Here is a 17,628-nt window from a genome sequence, read left to right on the forward strand (position 1 = left end):
TGTGGCTGCCTACGTCCGTGGCCCCACCCTGCTGGCATCTTTGCTCCTAGCCGGATGCTGCACGCTGCCAAATGACGCAGGGACGAAAGCCTCTGGCTTTCGTCCCTGCGATTAGTTGATGATGCGGGTTGTCTTGGTCTTCCGCCCCGTTGCTGGACGGTACGCTGACTGGAGCTAATTGGTTGCAAGCGATTCCGTCTCGTCGAGGATTTCGAACCAGCCTTGCCAGGCCGAATGTTCCACGTTCAGGCTGCACTCAGATTTGATGCTCATTTGATCTGCTCCATCCATAGCTGTCCTTCGATTTCCATGAGCCGCTGCACCGGCAGCGGCAGCGAATCGGCGTTCAGGCATTCCCCGGTATCCAGTCGGTACACTTCCTTGTGCAGCGGGCAGGCTACCGTGGCCACGGAATCGCCATCGACCACGGTGTCCCCCAGAATTCCACGGGCCATGACCTTCGCGCCGCTGGTCGGGCAATGATGCGAGGTTGCGAAGAAGGCGTCTTCTTCGGTGCGGAAAAGGGCCAGCTGCGTGGTCTCGAGCCAGAGCGCTTCTCCCCATCCGCGCTCCAGCTCTGCGCTGCGGCACAGCGGCTCCAAGCTCAACGTAGCTTCACTTGTGTCTTCTTCGATTTGCGTGCTCATGATTCCCAGTCCTTCGTGTTTGGTTTTCGCTGACAAATCGAGCTTAGAAGCCGCATGTTTCGCTCGATGCCCAACGCGATTGCTGGTCGGTAAAGCATCGCTAACAGCAATTTCGATCGACGTGAATCGAAAATCCTGCCGGAATTCCGCCGGATTTTGATGTTGCCTTCCCTTGGAGAAATCGAATTCCTGGCCGAATGATTCGTTCATGTTTCAGCGCCTTCACTACGGAATTGACTCATGGTGGAGAGAATTGCGCCGACCGAAACACAAGGGTAATTGCCGTGCAAAACGAACTTTCTACAGTGGTCTCATCAGCCAGAAACTCACCGTTTCCCAGCGAAAGTCGAAATAGATCATGGGTACAACACACACTGCACGCAACATCCTGGTCATCGGCGGCGGCCCCGCGGCCCACCGCTTCACCGAAGCCTTGGCCAGCCGCGCACCACAAGATCTGCACATCACGGTACTGACCGAGGAAAGCCACCTACCCTATGACCGCGTGGCCCTCTCCCAAGCGTTGACCAACCCCGGGGTGGATCTCACCCTCGGCGATCCGAAGCTCTGGGAAGCTGAGCATGTCACCTTGGAAACCAACGCCAAGGCCGTGGCTATCGACAGCACACAGCGCACGGTCGCCACCGCCGATGGACGCAGCTTCGCATATGACGAATTGGTGCTCGCCACCGGATCCAACGCTGCCACCTTGCCCATCGCCGGCAACGAGCACACGTTCGTCTATCGCACGCTGGAAGATGTCTGGTCCATCGCTGAGAAGGTCAAGGAGCTTTCAACCACGCTCGGCCGCGCCCCGGTGGTGGCCACCATCGGCGGCGGGCTGCTTGGATTGGAAGCCGCCGCAGGTGCCCAGGCGCTGGGGGCCGAAGCTGTCGTCATTGACGGCGGCAAGTGGCTGATGGGCACCCAGCTGGATGAAGGTGCTGGCCAAGCCATGGGCCGGCTCATTGAGCAGACAGGTTTCACCGTCCACAACGGGGTCTTCCCGCAGGAGATCCTGACCAGCCAGGGCTCCGGCAGCCGAGTAGTTACCGGAGTGCTGATGGCAGATGAACGCGTGATCGAAGCCGACATGGTCATCGTGTCGATCGGCGTACGACCCCGCGATGAGCTGATCCGCAACTACAACGCGGCCCTGGACGATTCCGGCAGCGAAGCGCCCCGCTTCGGCATGGGTCCGCGCGGCGGCGTGGTCATCGATTCGCATTGCGCCACGGATATCGAGCACATCTGGGCCATTGGAGAGGTTGCGAACTACGAGGGATTCTGCATCGGCCTGGTCGCGCCGGCCAACGCCATGGCTGAAATCGTGGCCGAGCAGTTGGCCGGCGGCGAGGCCGAATTCGCCGGCTTCGACACTGCCACCAAGCTCAAGCTCTCCGGGGTGGACGTTGCCAGCTTCGGCGACGGCTTCGCCCGAGCCGAGGGTGCATTGGAAGTGGTCTACGCGGATGCCCCGCGTGGCCTGTACCAGAAGCTCGTGGTGTCCTCCGACGCCAAGACCCTGCTCGGCGGCATCTTCGTGGGAGATGCCACCCCGTACCAGTCATTGCGTCCGCTGCTCGGCCGGGAACTGCCCGGCGAACCAGGCGCTTACCTGAGCGCATTGGGCGGCGAAGCGCCGGAGGGCGAACTGCCCGATGACGCGACGCTGTGCTCCTGCAATTCGGTCACCGCCGGCACCATCCGCGATGCCGTCTCCGGTTGCGGCTGCTTCGAGGGCGAAGCGCCGGTGACCACCGTTTCCGGGCTGAAGGGGTGCACCCGTGCCGGCACCCAGTGCGGCTCCTGCGTTCCGATGCTCAAGAAGGTCATGGAAGCACAGATGCTCAAGGACGGTGCGGAAGTATCCACCGCCCTGTGCGAGCATATTTCCTTCTCCCGCCCGGAACTCTACGAAGCCATCCGTGTGGCCGGGTTGCAGGCCTTCGGCGAGGTGATGGAGCGTTTCGGCACCGGCAAGGGCTGCGATATCTGCAAGCCGGTCATCGCCAACATCCTCTCCTCGCAGACCAGCGTGCACCCGATGGACGCAGGACTTGCCGGCGCCCAGGACACCAACGACCGCGTGCTGGCAAATATGCAGAAGGACGGCACTTACTCGGTGGTCCCGCGCATCCCGGGCGGGGAGATCACCCCGGAAAAGCTAGGCGTGATTGCGGCGGTGGCGCAGAAGTACGGCTTGTACACGAAGCTCACCGGCGGCCTGCGCATCGACATGTTCGGCGCCCGGCTGGAGCAGCTGCCGGAGATCTGGCGCGAGCTGGTGGATGCCGGTTTCGAATCCGGACAAGCCTACGGAAAGTCGCTGCGCAATGTGAAGACCTGCGTGGGTTCCTCCTGGTGCCGGTACGGCATGCTCGATTCCACCGCGCTGGGCATCGAGATGGAGCTGCGCTACCGCGGCCTGCGCGCACCGCACAAGCTGAAGATGGGCGTCTCCGGCTGCGCCCGCGAATGCGCCGAGGCCCGCGCCAAGGATATCGGCGTCATCGCCACGACCGATGGCTGGAACCTGTATGTGGGCGGCAATGGCGGCGCCAACCCGGCGCACGCCCAGCTGCTCGCCGGCGGCCTGGATGAGCAGACGCTGTTCAAGTACATCGACCGCTACCTGATGTACTACATCCGCACCGCGGACAAGCTGCAGCGTACCGCGCATTGGCTCCAGGACCTGGACGGCGGGCTGGAGCGCGCCAAGCAGGTGGTGATCGAGGATTCGCTGGGGTTGGCCGAAGAGCTGGAAGCTGCCATGGAAGCCCACGTGGCCAATTACGAGGATGAGTGGGCTGCCACCTTGGCCGACCCGGTCAAGCTCAAGCGCTTCCGCTCCTTCGTGAACACCGCCGCACCGGATACCGAACTGGAATACATTTCCGAGCGGGGGCAGCAGCGCCCCGCCGAGCCGGTGGCACTAGGTGCCAGCATCCCGGTCGGGGCGCCGCGAACCTAGGAGCTGTCTCCCACCCGCGCTGCTACCAGCGCGGGTGGATCTGCTCGCGCAGCTTGGCGTCGTAGAGATCGCGGACCGAGGCATTGAAGCCCTCGGAGATCTGCAGCGAACCGGCTGCCGCATTGGCGCGGGCCTGCTGCGCATAGCGGGCGCCGGGAATGATGGTGCTCACCCCGTCCTGGGCCGCCAGCCAGGCCAAAGCCACCTGCGCGCTGGTTGCCGCCGGCGCCTCGGCGGCGGCCAGCTTCGCGAACTCGCCAGCTGCTTCAAGCCCGGTGGCATAGTCCACGCCTGAGAAGGTCTCGCCGACGTCGAAGGAGGAGCCGTCGCGGTTGAAGTTGCGGTGGTCATCCTTGGCGAACTCGGTCTGCAGCGTGTAGCGGTTGGCCAGCAGTCCGCTGGCCAGCGGCACGCGGGCAATGATGCCTACCCCGGCCTCGCGGGCTGCCGGCAGCACGGTGTCCAGCGGCTTGTGGCGGAAAGCGTTGATGATGATCTGCACGGTAGCGACGTTCGGGCGGGCAATCGCCGTCAGCGCCTCGTCCACGGTTTCCACCGAAACGCCATAGTTCGCCACACGTCCCTCATCCACCATGCTGTCCAGCGCATCGTAAATCTCATCGCTGGAGTACACCGGGGTGGGCGGGCAGTGCAGCTGGACCAGGTCCAGGGTGTCCACGCCGAGGTTCTTGCGGGAACGGTCATTCCACGCACGGAAGGCGTCCAGGTTGTAGTTCTCGGGCACCTGCTCCACGCGGCGGCCCATCTTGGTGGCGACGGTAATGTCCGCATCCGGGTTGGCCTTCAGCCAGGTGCCGATCAGCTGCTCGCTACGGCCATCCCCGTACACGTCGGCGGTGTCGAAGAAGTTCACCCCGGCGTCATAGGCGGCATCGAGCACGGCCAGCGCGTCGGCTTCATCGACTGACCCCCAGTCGGCGCCGAGCTGCCAGGTGCCCAGGCCAATGGCCGATACGTTGCGGTGGGTACGTCCAAGTTCTCGTTGTTGCATGCCAACAATTCTAGTTTGCGCAGCACGATTTCCCTGGGATGGCAAAATCTCCTTCGCCGCGTTGCCGTGTCCAAAACGGTTCTCAATTATCTAAACGATAGAATATTGAATACCATCACGTCATCGAGGAGATCATGTTCCCCACCATCATTACCGTCCTTTGCGCCATCGCAGGATTGCTTGTCTTGCTTGCCGGAAAGGCCATGAAACCGGAAAACAAGAATCGTGCCGCCACCCGCTTCACCGGAATCACCGTTTTCATCGTGTCACTGATCGTGCTGGCCATCATGTCCACCACCATCGTGCAGCCACGCACCGTCGGCGTGAAGGTCGCGCTGGGCAAGCCGACCTCCGTGGTCAGCAACGGCTTCCATCTGAAGTGGCCATGGGAAAAGGTCGAAAAGCTGGATGGGTCGGTGCAGAACGATGTCTACTCAGCCGACAGTGCCATCCCGGTCCGGCTGGGCAACAACGGCCGCGCCAATGTGGATGCGTCCATCCAGTGGCAGCTGAAGACCGATGATGCCATGGATGTTTTCCTGGATTACCGCACCTTCGAGGGCATCCAGTCCAATTTGGTCGACCGCAACTTCCGTGCCGCGCTGAACGAGGTCATGGCCACCTACGATCCACTGGAATACGGCGAACCCGCCAGCGGCGGCCAGGACCTGGAAGGACTGGCGAAGTCCGTGCAGGAAAAGATGCAGGCCAAGGTCAAGACCCAGATCGAGATCCGCTCGGTCACCTTGCCGATCATCAATTTCGATGAGCCGACGCAGAACCGCATCAACGAGCTGCAGGCGGAAACCGCCAAGACCCGCGTGGCCCAGCAGCGCAAACAGACCAGCGAGGCCGAAGCCGAAGCCAACAAGATCCTGGAACGCTCGCTGACCCCGGAGACCTTGACATCCAAATGCCTGGATATCGTGGCCGAGTCCGGCCAGAGCCCCATCGGCTGCTTCCCCAATTCCGGCGTCCAGCCGATCACCATGACCGGTGACAAGCAGAAGGACTCCAGCCAGTAAAGCCACTCACGTCCAAAACGCCTCAGTTCATTGAACTGGGGCGTTTGGCTTTTGGTGATGGGCGCTGCCGCTAGCCTTGCGGCATCGGCCGGTCGCCGGCGTGGCCCGGCTGCTCCGAGATGACCTGGATTTCCAGGCCCTTCGAGTCGTACAGCTTCCCATCGATCAGGCGGTCGCCGTCTTCGAGGCCGGCCAGCTGGTACTTGTAGACGGTGCGCAACGAGGTTTCCTGCTTGCCCCAGTTCAGCTCATTGAAGATGATGTTCAGCAGCACGGCCATGATGGTGGCCGAGGAGATGCTGGATTGGAAGATGGTGCCGACCCAAGCGGGGAATTCGGCGTAGAAATCAGGCTTGACCATCGGGATGCAGCCGAAGGCCAGCGAAGTCGCGATGATCAGCATGTTCATGTTGTCGTCCTTGGCCTTGGCCAAGGTGCGGATGCCTGCCGCTGCCACCGAGCCGAACAGCACCACGCCGGCACCGCCCAGCACCGGGGCGGGGATGGAGGCGACCACTCGGCCGAGCACCGGCAGCAGGCCGAGGACCACCAGAATGCCGCCGCCGGCGGCCACCACGAAGCGGCTCTTCACACCGGTAATCGCCACCAGGCCCACATTCTGCGCGAAGGCCGACTGGGTGAAGGTGTTGAAGATCGGGGCGACGGTGGAGGAGAGCATGTCGGCACGCAGGCCGTTGGCGATGCGCCGCGAATCCACCTTGGAGCCGGTCACCTCGGCCACCGCCAGCATGTCCGCGGGGGTTTCGGTGTAGGTCACCAGGATGACGATCATCATCGAGATGATGGCACCGATTTCGAAGACCGGGGCGCCGAAGGCGAAGGGCGTGGGAACCGCAAAGATGTCGCCGGTGAGCACCTGGGAGAAATCAGCCATGCCCAGGAACACTGCCACCAGGGTGCCCAGCGCGATGGACAGCAGGATCGACAGGCGCGAAAGCGCCGGGACGCCGGACTTGGACAAGGCCAGCAGGATCAGCAGGGTGATAGCGGCCAGCGCGATATTCTTCAGCGAGCCGTAGGAATCCCCGGCACTGGCACCGCCCATGGCCCAGTCGGCGGTGACCGGGAAGAGCGAGACGCCGATAATCGTGATCACCACGCCGGTGACCACCGGCGGGAAGAAGCGCAGCAGCTTGGCGAAGAACGGGGCGATGATGATGCCGATGGCGCCCGAGGCAAGCACCGCGCCGAATACTGCCGGCATGCCTCCCCCGCCGTTGAGGATGGCGATCATGGTAGCCACGCCGGAGAAGGACGTGCCCTGGACCAGCGGCAGCTGGGCGCCGAAGAACGGCACGCCCAGGGTTTGCAGGATGGTGGCCAGGCCGCCGATGAACAGGCAGCTGGCAACGAGCACACCCATTTCGGCTGTGTCCATGCCCGCGGCGCCACCCATCACCAGCGGCGGTGCGATGATGCCGCCGTACATGGTCAGCACATGCTGGAAACCGTAGGCCACGGTTTTATGGGCAGGCAGGCGTTCGTCTTCTGGTCTGATGCTCTCAGCGGCTTGGCTGCGGGCAGCACTCATGGGGAATTTCCTCTTCGGTGGACTGCGGAATGGCGCATCCCATGCGTTCGGATGCGCCCCGCCGTCAATTCTCCCGTACCGGGGCGCCCGATGGACAACCGGCAAGGCCCGAATGGCTGCGAGGTGCCTTACGTCAAGCGCTTAGCGTTCCTCTGGTTCAGCTATCCAGCGTGCGCCCGGGCTGCTGGGTGTGCTCGACGAAGCGCACCATCATCGCCTTGAAGCCCGGCGTATTGGATTCGCGAGCCACCAGATCGCGGTGCACCAGCGCGTTGGCTTCCGGGTAGTAGGCAGCCACGCACCCCTTGGCCGTCGGGTAGGACACCAAGCGGAAACGGTTGGCCCGGCGCTCGGTGCCGGCGAAGGTGGAAATAACGTCCACCAGGTCGCGGTCGCTGAATCCGGTCTCGGCCAGGTCCTCCGGGTTGATCAGGATGACGCGGCGGCCGTCCTTGATTCCGCGGTAGCGGTCATCCAGCCCGTAGAACGTGGTGTTGTACTGGTCATGGCTGCGCATGGTCTGCAGGATCAGGTGTCCCTCGGGTGCTTCCAAGGCCTCGAATTCCGAAACCGTGAAGCGACCCTTGCCAATATCGGTGGCGAAGGAGCGGGTGTCGCGCGGCGGGTTGGGCAGCACGAAGCCGTTCTTGTCGCGCACCCGGCGGTTGAAGTCCTCGAAGCCGGGCAGCACGCGTTCGATGTGGTCGCGGATCACGTCGTAGTCCTCGGCCATCGCCCGCCAGTTCACCGGGTGGTGATCCCCCAGGATGGCCTGGGCCATGCGCGCGACGATTACCGGTTCGGCCAGCAGGTGCTCCGAGACCGGGGTGAGCCGGCCACGGGTGGATTTGATCACCGACATGGAGTCCTCCACGGAAAGGAACTGCGCACCGGTGGGGTGCTTGTCGTCCTTGTCGGTGCGGCCCAGGGTCGGCAGGATCAGCGAGGTCTTGCCGTGCACCACATGCGAGCGGTTGGGCTTGGTGGAAATGTGCACGGTCAGCTTGGCGCGCTGCATGCCGGCTTCCAGGGCTTCGGTGTCCGAATTGGCCAGGGCGAAATTGCCGCCCATGGACACGAACACATCCACCTCGTCCTTTTCGAAGGCGTGCAGCGCTTCGGTGGAATCGTAGCCGTGGGCGCGCGGGGATTCGATGCCGAATTCGGCGTCCAAGGCGGTGAGCAGCTGCTCGGTGGGCTTCTCCCAGATGCCCATGGTGCGGTCGCCCTGCACATTCGAGTGGCCGCGCACCGGGCAGGCGCCGGCGCCGGGCTTGCCGAAGTTTCCCTGGAGCAGCAGCAGGTTGATGATTTCCTTCAGCGTCGGCACCGAGTGCGGCTGCTGGGTCAACCCCAGCGCCCAGCAGATGATGGTGGCCTTGGACTTGGCCAGCAGCATTGCGATCTCGGTGATCTGGGTGCGGGTCAGGCCGGTGGCCTTTTCCGTGGCGTCCCAGTCCAAGGTGGCGCGCGCGTCCTTGTAGGCTTCGAAGCCGTCGGTCACCGCGGCGATGAACTCGTGGTCCACCACCGTGCCCGGATGCTTCTTCTCTTCTTCCAGCAACAGGTGGCCGAAGGCCTGGAACAGGGCCAGGTCGCCGCCGACCTTGATCTGCAGGAAGTCGCTGGAAATCGGGTCCGCCTTGCCCAGCATGCCGCCCACGGTCTGCGGGTCCTTGAAGCCGAAGAAGCCGGCTTCCGGCAGCGGGTTCACCGCGACCACGCGGGCGCCGCGCTTGCGCGCGTCGGCCAGCGCGGAGAGCATGCGCGGGTGGTTGGTGCCGGGGTTCTGCCCCACCACGAAGATCAGATCCGTATGCTCGAAGTCTTCCAGCGACACGGTGCCCTTGCCGATGCCGATGGTCGGGTTCAGCGCCGTTCCGGAAGACTCGTGGCACATGTTCGAGCAGTCGGGCAGGTTGTTGGTGCCCAGGCTGCGGGCCAGCAGCTGGTACATGAACGCGGTCTCGTTCGCGGTGCGCCCGGAGGTGTAGAACACGCACTTGTCCGGGGTGGTCGCATTGACGTGCGCGCCAATGGTCGAGAAGGCCTCGGCCCAGCTGATCGGCGAGTAGTGGGTGTCCCCTTCGCGGATGATCATCGGGGTGGTGATCCGGCCCTGCGAGCCCAGCCAGTATTCGGTCTTGTCGCGCAAGTCCTCGATGGAGTGCTGCGCGAACCATTCCGGGGTGACGGTGCGGGCGCTGGCTTCCTCGGCGATGGCCTTGGCGCCGTTCTCGCAGAATTCGGCGGGCTTGCGCTTGCCGGTGATGGATTCGGGCCAGGCGCAGCCCGGGCAGTCGAAACCGTCGTGCTGGTTGACGCGCAGCATCGAGCGAAGGGTGCGCGACGGGCCGGCTTCGGCGAAACCGCGCTCCATGGACACCATCACGGCTTTGAGGCCGGCGGCGGCGTGCTTTGGTTCGCTGACCTTCAGCTCATCTTCATTGATGTCTTTCTTGGGTGCCGAGCGATGCATGAGACCCTCCTGGTTGGTGGCGCGCGCGGAACTGATATCCAGCTCACATATTACAAGGCTACGCTGTGATCACCCGATGCGCATGTGTATAAATATTCACGCTGCGTCCGCGGGAGAACGCGGCGAGCGTCAGGCCTGATTCCTCGGCCAAATCCGCGGCCAGCGACGAGGGCGCGCCGACCGCCGCCAGCACCGGAATTCCGGCCATCGCGGCCTTCTGCACCAGCTCGAAGGAGGCGCGTCCGGAAACCTGCAGCACGGCGTCACCCAGCGGCAGCAACCCCTCGCGCAGGGCAGCCCCGATGACCTTGTCCACCGCATTATGACGCCCTACGTCCTCGCGCAGGATCAGCAGCTCCCCGGAGGCGGAGAACAACCCGGCCGCGTGCACTCCCCCGGTGGCGGAGAACAGCTGCTGCGATTCGCGCAGGGTGTCGGGCAGGCCCAGCAGGGTTTCCAGCTCCACCTGCCCGGCGTCCGGAGCCGGCGCGAAGGCGGCTTTCTTGCGCACCTCGTCGATGGAATTGGTCCCGCAGATCCCGCAGGCGGAACTGGTGACCACATTGCGGGCGGCCAGCAGATCGGGATGCTTTGCTCCCGGACCCAGCTGCACCTCGATGACGTTGTAGGTCTGGTTGCCCGCTTCGTCGGTGCCGGCGCAATAGCGCAGGGAGGCCAAGTGCTCGGGGGCGGAAATGATGCCCTCGCCCACCAGGAAGCCGGTGACCATGTCGAAGTCGTGGCCCGGCGTGCGCATGGAGGTGGTGTAGGAGGTGTGGCCGAAGCGGATCTCCAGCGGCTCCTCGCCGGCCAGCTTCTCCTCGCGGACGCGCGAACCCTCCAGCGTTGCCCTGACGATGCGGCGGCGCGCGATCTTGCGGCCCATGTGCTTCTCCTGCCTGCTGCTCTTCTCCCCTGAGTGTGGCACCCTTGGCCATAGGAGGCAAAGCGGAAGTGCGGCGGCCGTAAGTCGCACCGGGCCCGTCGCCCCTCCTCTGGTCCCTAAACGCTTACGCAGAATCCAAGGGAACTACATCGTGGCTTTCTCTGCTTGCAACAACGCTTCAACCTGCTCGACCGAGACGGTTTGAACCATGGGGTTCAGCAACTCCATGAGCCCCAATGCCTGCTGGTGGGCAGCATGGGTAGCGCCAGCGCAAGCATCGGTGACCACTGTGACGCGCTTTCCGGCATCCACAGCCCCAAGTACGGTCGCCAAGACGCAACAGTCAGTAGCCACGCCTGCAATGACCAGGTGCTCGCTGCTCGAGGTGAGTTCGGCCAGCTGGTGACCCCATTTGGAGAAGGTCGGCAAGCTCAAGATCCCGTCATCGGGCTGAGGTTTAAGAGTGAGGTCCCATTGCGGGGAGTCAGGGCCTTGGCGGCATTGATCCCAGCGATCGTAGTAGTCTTGCCACGCCCCCTGCTCTCTGGCATCCCTGACGAAGCGCGTCCAGATTGCGTCGTCGAACTTCGTGCGCAACCGCGCAACCTGCGCCGCCGCCTGGTCGTAGTTCGCAACGAACCATTGGCTTTCAGGATCCTGGAAAATTCGCTGCATGTCGATGAGCACCAGCGCTGCAGAAGCGACGGGTATCGAGAACGGTACCGCTGTCATTATTTATTCACTTTTTTCTCTAGGTCAACACGCAATTCGCTGATCCCCGGACGCTCTGTTGCACGCATCCCCGGCAGCGGGGCTAACCTACACATTGCCATGTAGGCGACCGTGGCAGCCACAATACCGGCGACGAATCCGAGATCCCCGAATAAGGCCGAGGTCGATGCGAACGGACCCACAATGAGGCTGGTGTTCCAGAATAGACTTGACACCAGGCAACCAATAATCCAGGCGAAGAAGCCCCATTCAACGCGGCGGCCGGTATTGAAAAGTTCCGCGACCGAAGAAGCGATATTCTTGCGCATGCGCAGGTAATAATCCAGCAACAGCACAGCGCTGAAGGGGACGACCAGATAGGCAAGCAAAGACAAGAAGTCATAGAATCCGCCGTACGGATTGGTCTGCATCAGCAATGTCATCCCCAGACTAGCCACAGCCACGATGATCACTCCAACGATGCGGCTAACCGGGATTTTGACGGTCAGCAGCGACAGGGATCCGCCGTAGAGATTCATGGCGCTGACTGGAATCGTGGAAAGTACCACAGTGAGCATGGCGACCGGAGCCCAAGAACCCGTTAGTTCAGCCAAGGCCGGAATGGCGTCCAGTTCTCCGGCGAAACTTGAAACCAGCACGCCGATGCTGCCCAGCCAAGCCATGGCGATGAAGCTGCCGGCAGCGGTGTATCCCACGACTTTGGCATGTGAGGTGCTGCGCGGCAGGTAGCGCGAGAAGTCAGAAGCGAATGGGGTCCAAGTCATCACATAGGCGAAGAAGAATCCTGCAAAGGTGACCCAACCACCCATGCCACCCATGTACAGCGGCGCGCTGGTATCGATCCCCACGGAAAAGTCCGCTCGGCCCAGTGACAGGACCGAGATGATGACGAAGAGGACGGTCAGCACGACCGTGGCGATCTTGTTCACCAGATGCACGAGATTATGTCCCCAGATGGCGAAGACCGATTGCACCGCGAAAATGGCCACTGCTGCTAGCGTAAAGGGGACATTGACCAGCATCTGCAAGGCAATGACGGCGAAAACGGTATTTACAGCCGTCCAACCGATGGCGGACACGATAGTAAGCAAGGTGATGGGCAGGAAGTTGCCGTAGAAACCCATCGGCCCACGCCCTTGGACCTGTTGAGGCACACCGAGCTTCGTACCGATTCCTGCCAACACGCCCATAACCACCACGCCCAGCAAGGTGCCTACTGCGACCGCGCTCAACCCTTGGGCCACGGAAAGCCCGAAGAGCGAGGAGAAGAAGCCCGAGACCATGACCGCCAGGACCATGTTGGCCGCGAACCACAGCGTGAACTGGCTGCGGGGATGCCCATGCCGTTCGGCATCCGGAATCTGCTCAGTTGCGTAGGGTTCCGCTTTGGTCAGCGACGCACCGTAAGCTGGCGTGGGATTATCCTGCTCTAACATCGTATTTCCATTTCTCGAGTGTGTTCGGCGCGACAGACCCCATGTCTGCCAAAATCGCCGCTTTCGGCGTGCATTGAGCCGGTAGTTACTGCTGGCACGGACTACGCCGAGCCTTGTGCCTATCGGGCGGATGCAGTCGTTGCTTCTCGCTGATCAGCGGTAGCCTGTGGAACGGTCACTGCCGGCAGGCGCGTGTCGCAGCGCAACTCCTTCATCAGCGACATCCCCAGCAGCGTCACAATCGCTGTGAACGGCACCGCGGAGAGGATGGCCGCCTGTTGAAGCGCTTCGAGCCCACCCACGAGCAGCAGCACGATCGCGCAGACGCCGGTGAGCAGTCCCCAGACCACCAGGACCGGGCGCTTGGGGTACATGTTTCCGCCGGAGGTCAGCGTGCCCAGCACATAGGTATTGGAATCAGCACCGGTGATGAAGAACAGCACCACGAGGATTACCGTGAAGGCCGAGGTCACTTCTGGTATCGGCAACTCGGCCAGCATGGCGAAGAAAGTGCTGTTGGTGTCCTCCAGCGTCGCCTGGCCGATGCCGGAGCTGCCGTTCATCTCCTGGTGGATCGAGGTGCCGCCGAAGATGCTGAACCACACGCTGAAGACCAGCGACGGGACACCCATGACCGCAAAAACGAACTCACGGATGGTCCGGCCCTTTGAGATGCGCGCCAGGAAGATGCCGACGAAAGCACCCCAGCTCAGCCACCAGGCCATCATGAAGTAGGTCCACCATTGCATCCACTGCAAGTCCTCCGCTCCCGAGGGCGTCAACAGCGCCACGGCCGGGAATTCGCCCAGGAACTGCCCCATGGAACGGAAATAGATGTTGGAGATGAATCCGGTGGGGCCGGATACCAGGACGAAGACGCCAATAGCGGCGGCACCGATCATCGTGCCCTGGCTGAGCCATTTGATGCCTTTGCCCACGCCGGAGAGCGCCGAGAGGGTGAAGACGATGGTCACGCCGGCGATGATCACGATCTTGACGAACAAATCCGTGGGAATCCCGATCAGGCTGTTCAGCCCCTCGGCGATCTGCGAAGCACCCAACCCCAGGGAAGTGGTCGTGCCGAAGAGCGTCGCAAGCACGGTGAACACGTCAATGATTTTCCCCAACCATCCGTCCATCGACTTTCCGAGGATAGGCCTGAGCATCACCGAGACGAGGCCCGAATTGCCCCGGCGGTGTGTCGAATAGGCAATGGCAAGGCCAAATACGCCGAACAGCGCCCAGGCATTTGGTCCCCAGTCGAAGTATGAGAATTGCAAGGCCAGAACTGCGGCATCCATGGTTTCCGGCTCGGCCCGGCCATGCGGCGGCACCATGAAGTGGCTCATCGGCTCAGCAGCCCCATAGCTGATCAGCCCGATGCCCATCACAGCACCGAGGATCATCGCGATCCATGCCCAAGTGGAGAATTCAGGCCGGTCCGCGTCCTTGCCCAGCCTGATGCCCCCGTAGCGCGAAAAGGCCAGGAACAGCATCAGCACGATGCAGCCGAGAGTCACCAGCAGGTAGCTCCAGCCAATGTACTGCGCCGACCAGCTGGACGCCCCGGACATCAGTGTATTGAGCCGCTCCGGTGCAAAAGCCGCCCACAGCACGAAGACCACGACCAGGGCCAGCGAAAGGAAGAGGACGCTGCCTGGGCGCTGGAGCTGCTTGTAGACCTGTTTCGCTTCGTTCTTGTCCGCAGCCCGGCGCAATTTGCCGCCGGTGAGCGTAGGCCCTCCGCGTGGCCCATTGCCCTGCATTTCGTTGGTTTCGGTTTTCATGGCTCTCACACTTCGTTGTCTTGGAGGATTCTGCCAGCGCCGGGCTACAGCGCGGTCAATTCGGCGCCGTCGTAGAACCGGCCGGCTTTGTAGACCATCGGCTCAAGCTGGGCGACCTCGGAATGCTTGACCTTGGCGATGAATACGGTATGGGTCTTGGCCTGGAAGCGCTCCTTGATTTCGGCTTCGATGGACGCGGCCGAACCGTCGATCAGCGGGCTGCCGTTCGGGCCTTGGTGCCATTCGAGGTTGGCGAACTTGTCATCGCCCTTGGCTGCGAACGTGCCCACGGTGTCGCGCTGTCCGTTGCTCATGATGTTGATGCCCAGATGGGTGGATTTGAACAGCGACGCATAGGTGCTGGTGGTCTTCTGCACGCAAACGAGCACCAGCGGCGGCTCCAGCGAAACGGACACGTAGGAATTCGCGGCAAGCCCGCGGGGCTTGCCCTGCTCGTCCATGGTGGTCACGACGGTCACGCCGGTAACGAACTGGCGGTTGAATCCCTTGAGTGCGTCGAGGTTCGGCACCCCGCTCAAATCATCCACGACCACGCCTTCGCCGGCAGGTTCGAATGCGGACTTGAGCGAAGGGACTCCCACATCTTCCAGCAGCTCGCTCTGGTCCCACGTCACCTGCTCGGAGATGATCTTTCCATCCTGGATCTTCATCAGGTTGGAACCACGGGTTTCCACGGTGTTGCCAGTAGCCGGCACTCCCTGCAGATCGTTGATGAAGGTCCCGGTGGTGTGCCAGAAAATCGCGATGGACTGCTCCTGCTCATCAACGAGCAGGTGGTCGATTCTTGTCACCAGATCCGGGAAAGCATCCCGAACGGACAGGATCTCCTGCTTCAGTTCGCCAATGGTGGCGACGTTCTTGGATTTGTTGCTGATTCTCCGGAAGTCCGCGTGGAAGATCTCGTCCAGGGCTTCGACCTGCCCTCGGTCCCAAGCCGCTTCCCAAGCATTGACGAGCGATTCCTTGACAGGCTGGAGTGAATTTACAATTTGTTGCATGCAAGAAATGCTAGCAAAGGTTGTGATGGAGTCAACACATTTCAAAAAATTCTCTTTAATTTAGCGATTTCATGCCGATCGACTAAGTTTCTGTTGCATACAAGGGTATCTATGGATAGAGTTCTTGTATGCAAGAGAGTTCAATCGTGGAATCAAAAGCCAGAAGCAACCCGGAGACGCCGCTGCTCGGCAGGCTCCGTCAGATGATCGTCACCGGAGTTGTCCAACCCGGGGACCTATTGGCGGAGACTGCCCTCGCGCAAGATTTCGAGGTCAGCCGCACTCCGATCCGGGAAGCTTTGAAGCAGCTGGAGCGCGAGGGCTTGGTTGAGGTGCGAGCGCGGGTCGGAACTTTCGTCAGGAAGCCTACCCAGCGCGAAATCCACGAGATGTTTTCGCTCAAGGAAGCCTTTGAGGGATTGGCCGCTGGCTTGCTGGCCAGGCGCGGGGCCGTACCTGAACTGGACCAGCTCAAGGAAAACGTTGCACGCAGCCAGCAGGCCGTCGAACGCGGCGACGCCGAACTCTATTCGCAATTGGTCCATGAATTCCACAGCACCTTGGTAGCAGGAGCCGACAACAGGAAGTTATCCGAGCACTATGACCTGCTGATGAACCAGCTGGCCTACCATCGCATTGTTTCGCAGACCCTGAGCTTGCCTGGGCGCTTGCAGAATTCGAAAGACGAGCACCAGGCAATCATCGACGCCATCAGCTCCAAGGATCCATTGGCCGCAGAACTTGTGATGCGCAGGCATGTTGCAGCATCAAGCCAGTCGGCTGCCCTGGCCGCAATGAAAGAAGAAGACGAAGAACAACCGGGTTAGCCCCACAATAGCCTTGCAAAGGAATAACCAGATGAATTCTCCACTGGCCCAGCCGTCCCAGCTCATCGATTTGAGCAACAGATCAACGCTCGATGCCTACGAGGACTTGGCCCGGGCCATCGGCTTGCGCAAGATCTCGTGCACGGTGGAAGAACTTCCCCACCACGAACTGGGGGCCATCACCCGTGCGACGGCCACCGCTGTAATCCCCAATCCATGGCTGGGCACCGGAACGTCGCAGGACTTGTCCAAGCGGACCGAAGCCATCGCTCCTTTGCTGGCCAAGCTGCTCTCGGATCGCCTGCTCCATGCCTTGGGCGGAGCCGAGAAGGTCGAAGCTTTCGGCAAGGCCGCTTTGGTGGGCAGCGATGGGGAATTGGAGCACGCCGGCGCGCTGATCCACACTCCTTTCTTCGGCAACCTGCTGCGCGAAGCTCTCGGGGGCACCTCGATCATCTGCTTTGTCGATGGCCGAGGCGTTCCCGGTGAGTCGCTGCGCGTACCGATGTGGCACAAGACCGCAGCAGCCACCCGAACCCACTACCAGACCCTGGAGCTGTCGTTGCCCGACGCCCCGCATGCCGGGGAGATCGCCGTGATCGCCGCGGCATCTACCGGCCCGCGTCCGCACGCCCGCATCGGCGACCGCACCACCGACCAAGTCATCACCTCCGAAATCCTGAAGGGAATCCAACTATGAACTACCGCAAGCTTGTCACCATCGTCGAGGAAACCGCTTCCGAAGGCGGCCGTCCAGTCGAGCCGGCGGCAAAGGTGGTCATTGTGGCCGCCGTCTTCGACAATCCCTGGGCAGGCCAGGGCTTCGTGGAAGACCTGACCGAAGGCATCGACAAGGTCGCCTCGGATCTGGGCGCCCTGCTGGCTCCCCGCGTAATCGAAGCGCTGGGCGCCCCGCTGGAGGCCTACGGCAAAGCAGCCATCGTGGGCCTGGACGGTGAAATCGAACATGGTTCGGCCCTGATCCACACCCTGAAATTCGGCAACCACTTCCGCGACGCGGCCAACGCCACCACCTTGCTGCCGGCCGTGGAAAAGCGCGGACCGGCCGGGGTGCAGTTCGACATCCCGCTCAAGCACTTCACCGACGCCACGATCCGTTCGCACCACCAGAGCATCGAGGCACGGATCGCCGATGCTCCCCATGCCGGCGAAATCCTGATTGCGCTGGCCGGTTCCACCACTGGCCGCCCGCAGCAGCGCCTGGCCCCGCTGTCCACCGAACAGTAGCAGG

The 17,628-nt window shown here is 62.3% G+C and carries 14 protein-coding genes; 5 read left to right on the forward strand and 9 right to left on the reverse strand.

The window, feature by feature from the left end:
* Nucleotides 1-269: 269 nt before the first annotated feature.
* Complete coding sequence (locus F0M17_RS17695; protein WP_244213498.1) at nucleotides 270-857, reverse strand: nitrite reductase (NAD(P)H) small subunit; 588 nt, start codon at nucleotides 855-857, stop codon at nucleotides 270-272.
* A 148-nt stretch (nucleotides 858-1,005) separates the two neighbouring features.
* Between F0M17_RS17695 and nirB the strand changes: the two genes are divergently transcribed.
* Nucleotides 1,006-3,621 carry a nitrite reductase large subunit NirB gene (gene nirB, locus F0M17_RS14370; RefSeq protein ID WP_149597390.1) on the forward strand — a complete coding sequence of 872 codons (2,616 nt, stop codon included), beginning with the start codon at nucleotides 1,006-1,008 and terminating at the stop codon, nucleotides 3,619-3,621.
* A gap of 22 nt (nucleotides 3,622-3,643) precedes the next feature.
* On the opposite strand, the gene F0M17_RS14375 is transcribed toward nirB, so the two are convergent.
* Nucleotides 3,644-4,633 (reverse strand): aldo/keto reductase, encoded by a 990-nt coding sequence (locus tag F0M17_RS14375; RefSeq protein ID WP_149597391.1) that lies wholly within the window; start codon nucleotides 4,631-4,633, stop codon nucleotides 3,644-3,646.
* Between the two features lie 134 nt (nucleotides 4,634-4,767).
* On the opposite strand from F0M17_RS14375, the gene F0M17_RS14380 reads away from it, so the two are divergent.
* A complete protein-coding gene (locus F0M17_RS14380; protein WP_149597392.1) occupies nucleotides 4,768-5,658 on the forward strand; it encodes an SPFH domain-containing protein in 891 nt (296 codons plus the stop codon).
* Nucleotides 5,659-5,728: 70 nt separating this feature from the next.
* Here F0M17_RS14380 and F0M17_RS14385 read toward each other — a convergent pair whose 3' ends face one another.
* From F0M17_RS14385 to F0M17_RS14415, 7 genes are all read right to left on the reverse strand, one after another.
* Nucleotides 5,729-7,210 carry a nucleobase:cation symporter-2 family protein gene (locus tag F0M17_RS14385; RefSeq protein WP_149597393.1) on the reverse strand — a complete coding sequence of 494 codons (1,482 nt, stop codon included), beginning with the start codon at nucleotides 7,208-7,210 and terminating at the stop codon, nucleotides 5,729-5,731.
* A gap of 157 nt (nucleotides 7,211-7,367) precedes the next feature.
* Nucleotides 7,368-9,689, reverse strand: a complete 2,322-nt coding sequence (locus F0M17_RS14390) for an FdhF/YdeP family oxidoreductase (RefSeq protein WP_149597394.1) — start codon at nucleotides 9,687-9,689, stop codon at nucleotides 7,368-7,370.
* Nucleotides 9,690-9,747: 58 nt separating this feature from the next.
* On the reverse strand, nucleotides 9,748-10,575 hold the full coding sequence (gene fdhD, locus F0M17_RS14395; protein WP_149597395.1) for a formate dehydrogenase accessory sulfurtransferase FdhD: 828 nt from the start codon (nucleotides 10,573-10,575) through the stop codon (nucleotides 9,748-9,750).
* Nucleotides 10,576-10,719: 144 nt separating this feature from the next.
* The gene (locus F0M17_RS14400; protein WP_073706870.1) at nucleotides 10,720-11,307 is read right to left on the reverse strand and encodes a cysteine hydrolase family protein; all 588 of its coding nucleotides are present in this window, start codon (nucleotides 11,305-11,307) and stop codon (nucleotides 10,720-10,722) included.
* On the reverse strand, nucleotides 11,307-12,743 hold the full coding sequence (locus tag F0M17_RS14405; protein WP_149597396.1) for a cytosine permease: 1,437 nt from the start codon (nucleotides 12,741-12,743) through the stop codon (nucleotides 11,307-11,309). Before F0M17_RS14405 ends, F0M17_RS14400 begins: the two co-directional genes overlap by 1 nt.
* 119 nt (nucleotides 12,744-12,862) lie before the next feature.
* Nucleotides 12,863-14,530 carry a BCCT family transporter gene (locus F0M17_RS14410; RefSeq protein WP_073706872.1) on the reverse strand — a complete coding sequence of 556 codons (1,668 nt, stop codon included), beginning with the start codon at nucleotides 14,528-14,530 and terminating at the stop codon, nucleotides 12,863-12,865.
* A 44-nt stretch (nucleotides 14,531-14,574) separates the two neighbouring features.
* Nucleotides 14,575-15,549: a flavin reductase gene (locus F0M17_RS14415; RefSeq protein ID WP_149597397.1), complete on the reverse strand. Its 975-nt coding sequence runs from the start codon at nucleotides 15,547-15,549 to the stop codon at nucleotides 14,575-14,577.
* 128 nt (nucleotides 15,550-15,677) lie between these two features.
* On the opposite strand from F0M17_RS14415, the gene F0M17_RS14420 reads away from it, so the two are divergent.
* The 3 genes from F0M17_RS14420 to F0M17_RS14430 are packed head-to-tail and all read left to right on the forward strand — an operon-like array spanning nucleotide 15,678 to nucleotide 17,624.
* Nucleotides 15,678-16,376 (forward strand): GntR family transcriptional regulator, encoded by a 699-nt coding sequence (locus F0M17_RS14420; protein ID WP_141356368.1) that lies wholly within the window; start codon nucleotides 15,678-15,680, stop codon nucleotides 16,374-16,376.
* A gap of 31 nt (nucleotides 16,377-16,407) precedes the next feature.
* Nucleotides 16,408-17,076, forward strand: a complete 669-nt coding sequence (locus F0M17_RS14425) for an amino acid synthesis family protein (protein ID WP_084084077.1) — start codon at nucleotides 16,408-16,410, stop codon at nucleotides 17,074-17,076.
* Entirely contained in the window at nucleotides 17,073-17,624 is a 552-nt protein-coding gene (locus tag F0M17_RS14430; RefSeq protein ID WP_073706874.1) for an amino acid synthesis family protein, read from the forward strand. The genes F0M17_RS14425 and F0M17_RS14430 overlap by 4 nt, the downstream gene beginning before the upstream one ends.
* Nucleotides 17,625-17,628 lie beyond the last annotated feature (4 nt).

The organism is Glutamicibacter sp. ZJUTW (genome assembly GCF_008370855.1).
Taxonomy (GTDB): domain Bacteria; phylum Actinomycetota; class Actinomycetes; order Actinomycetales; family Micrococcaceae; genus Glutamicibacter; species Glutamicibacter nicotianae.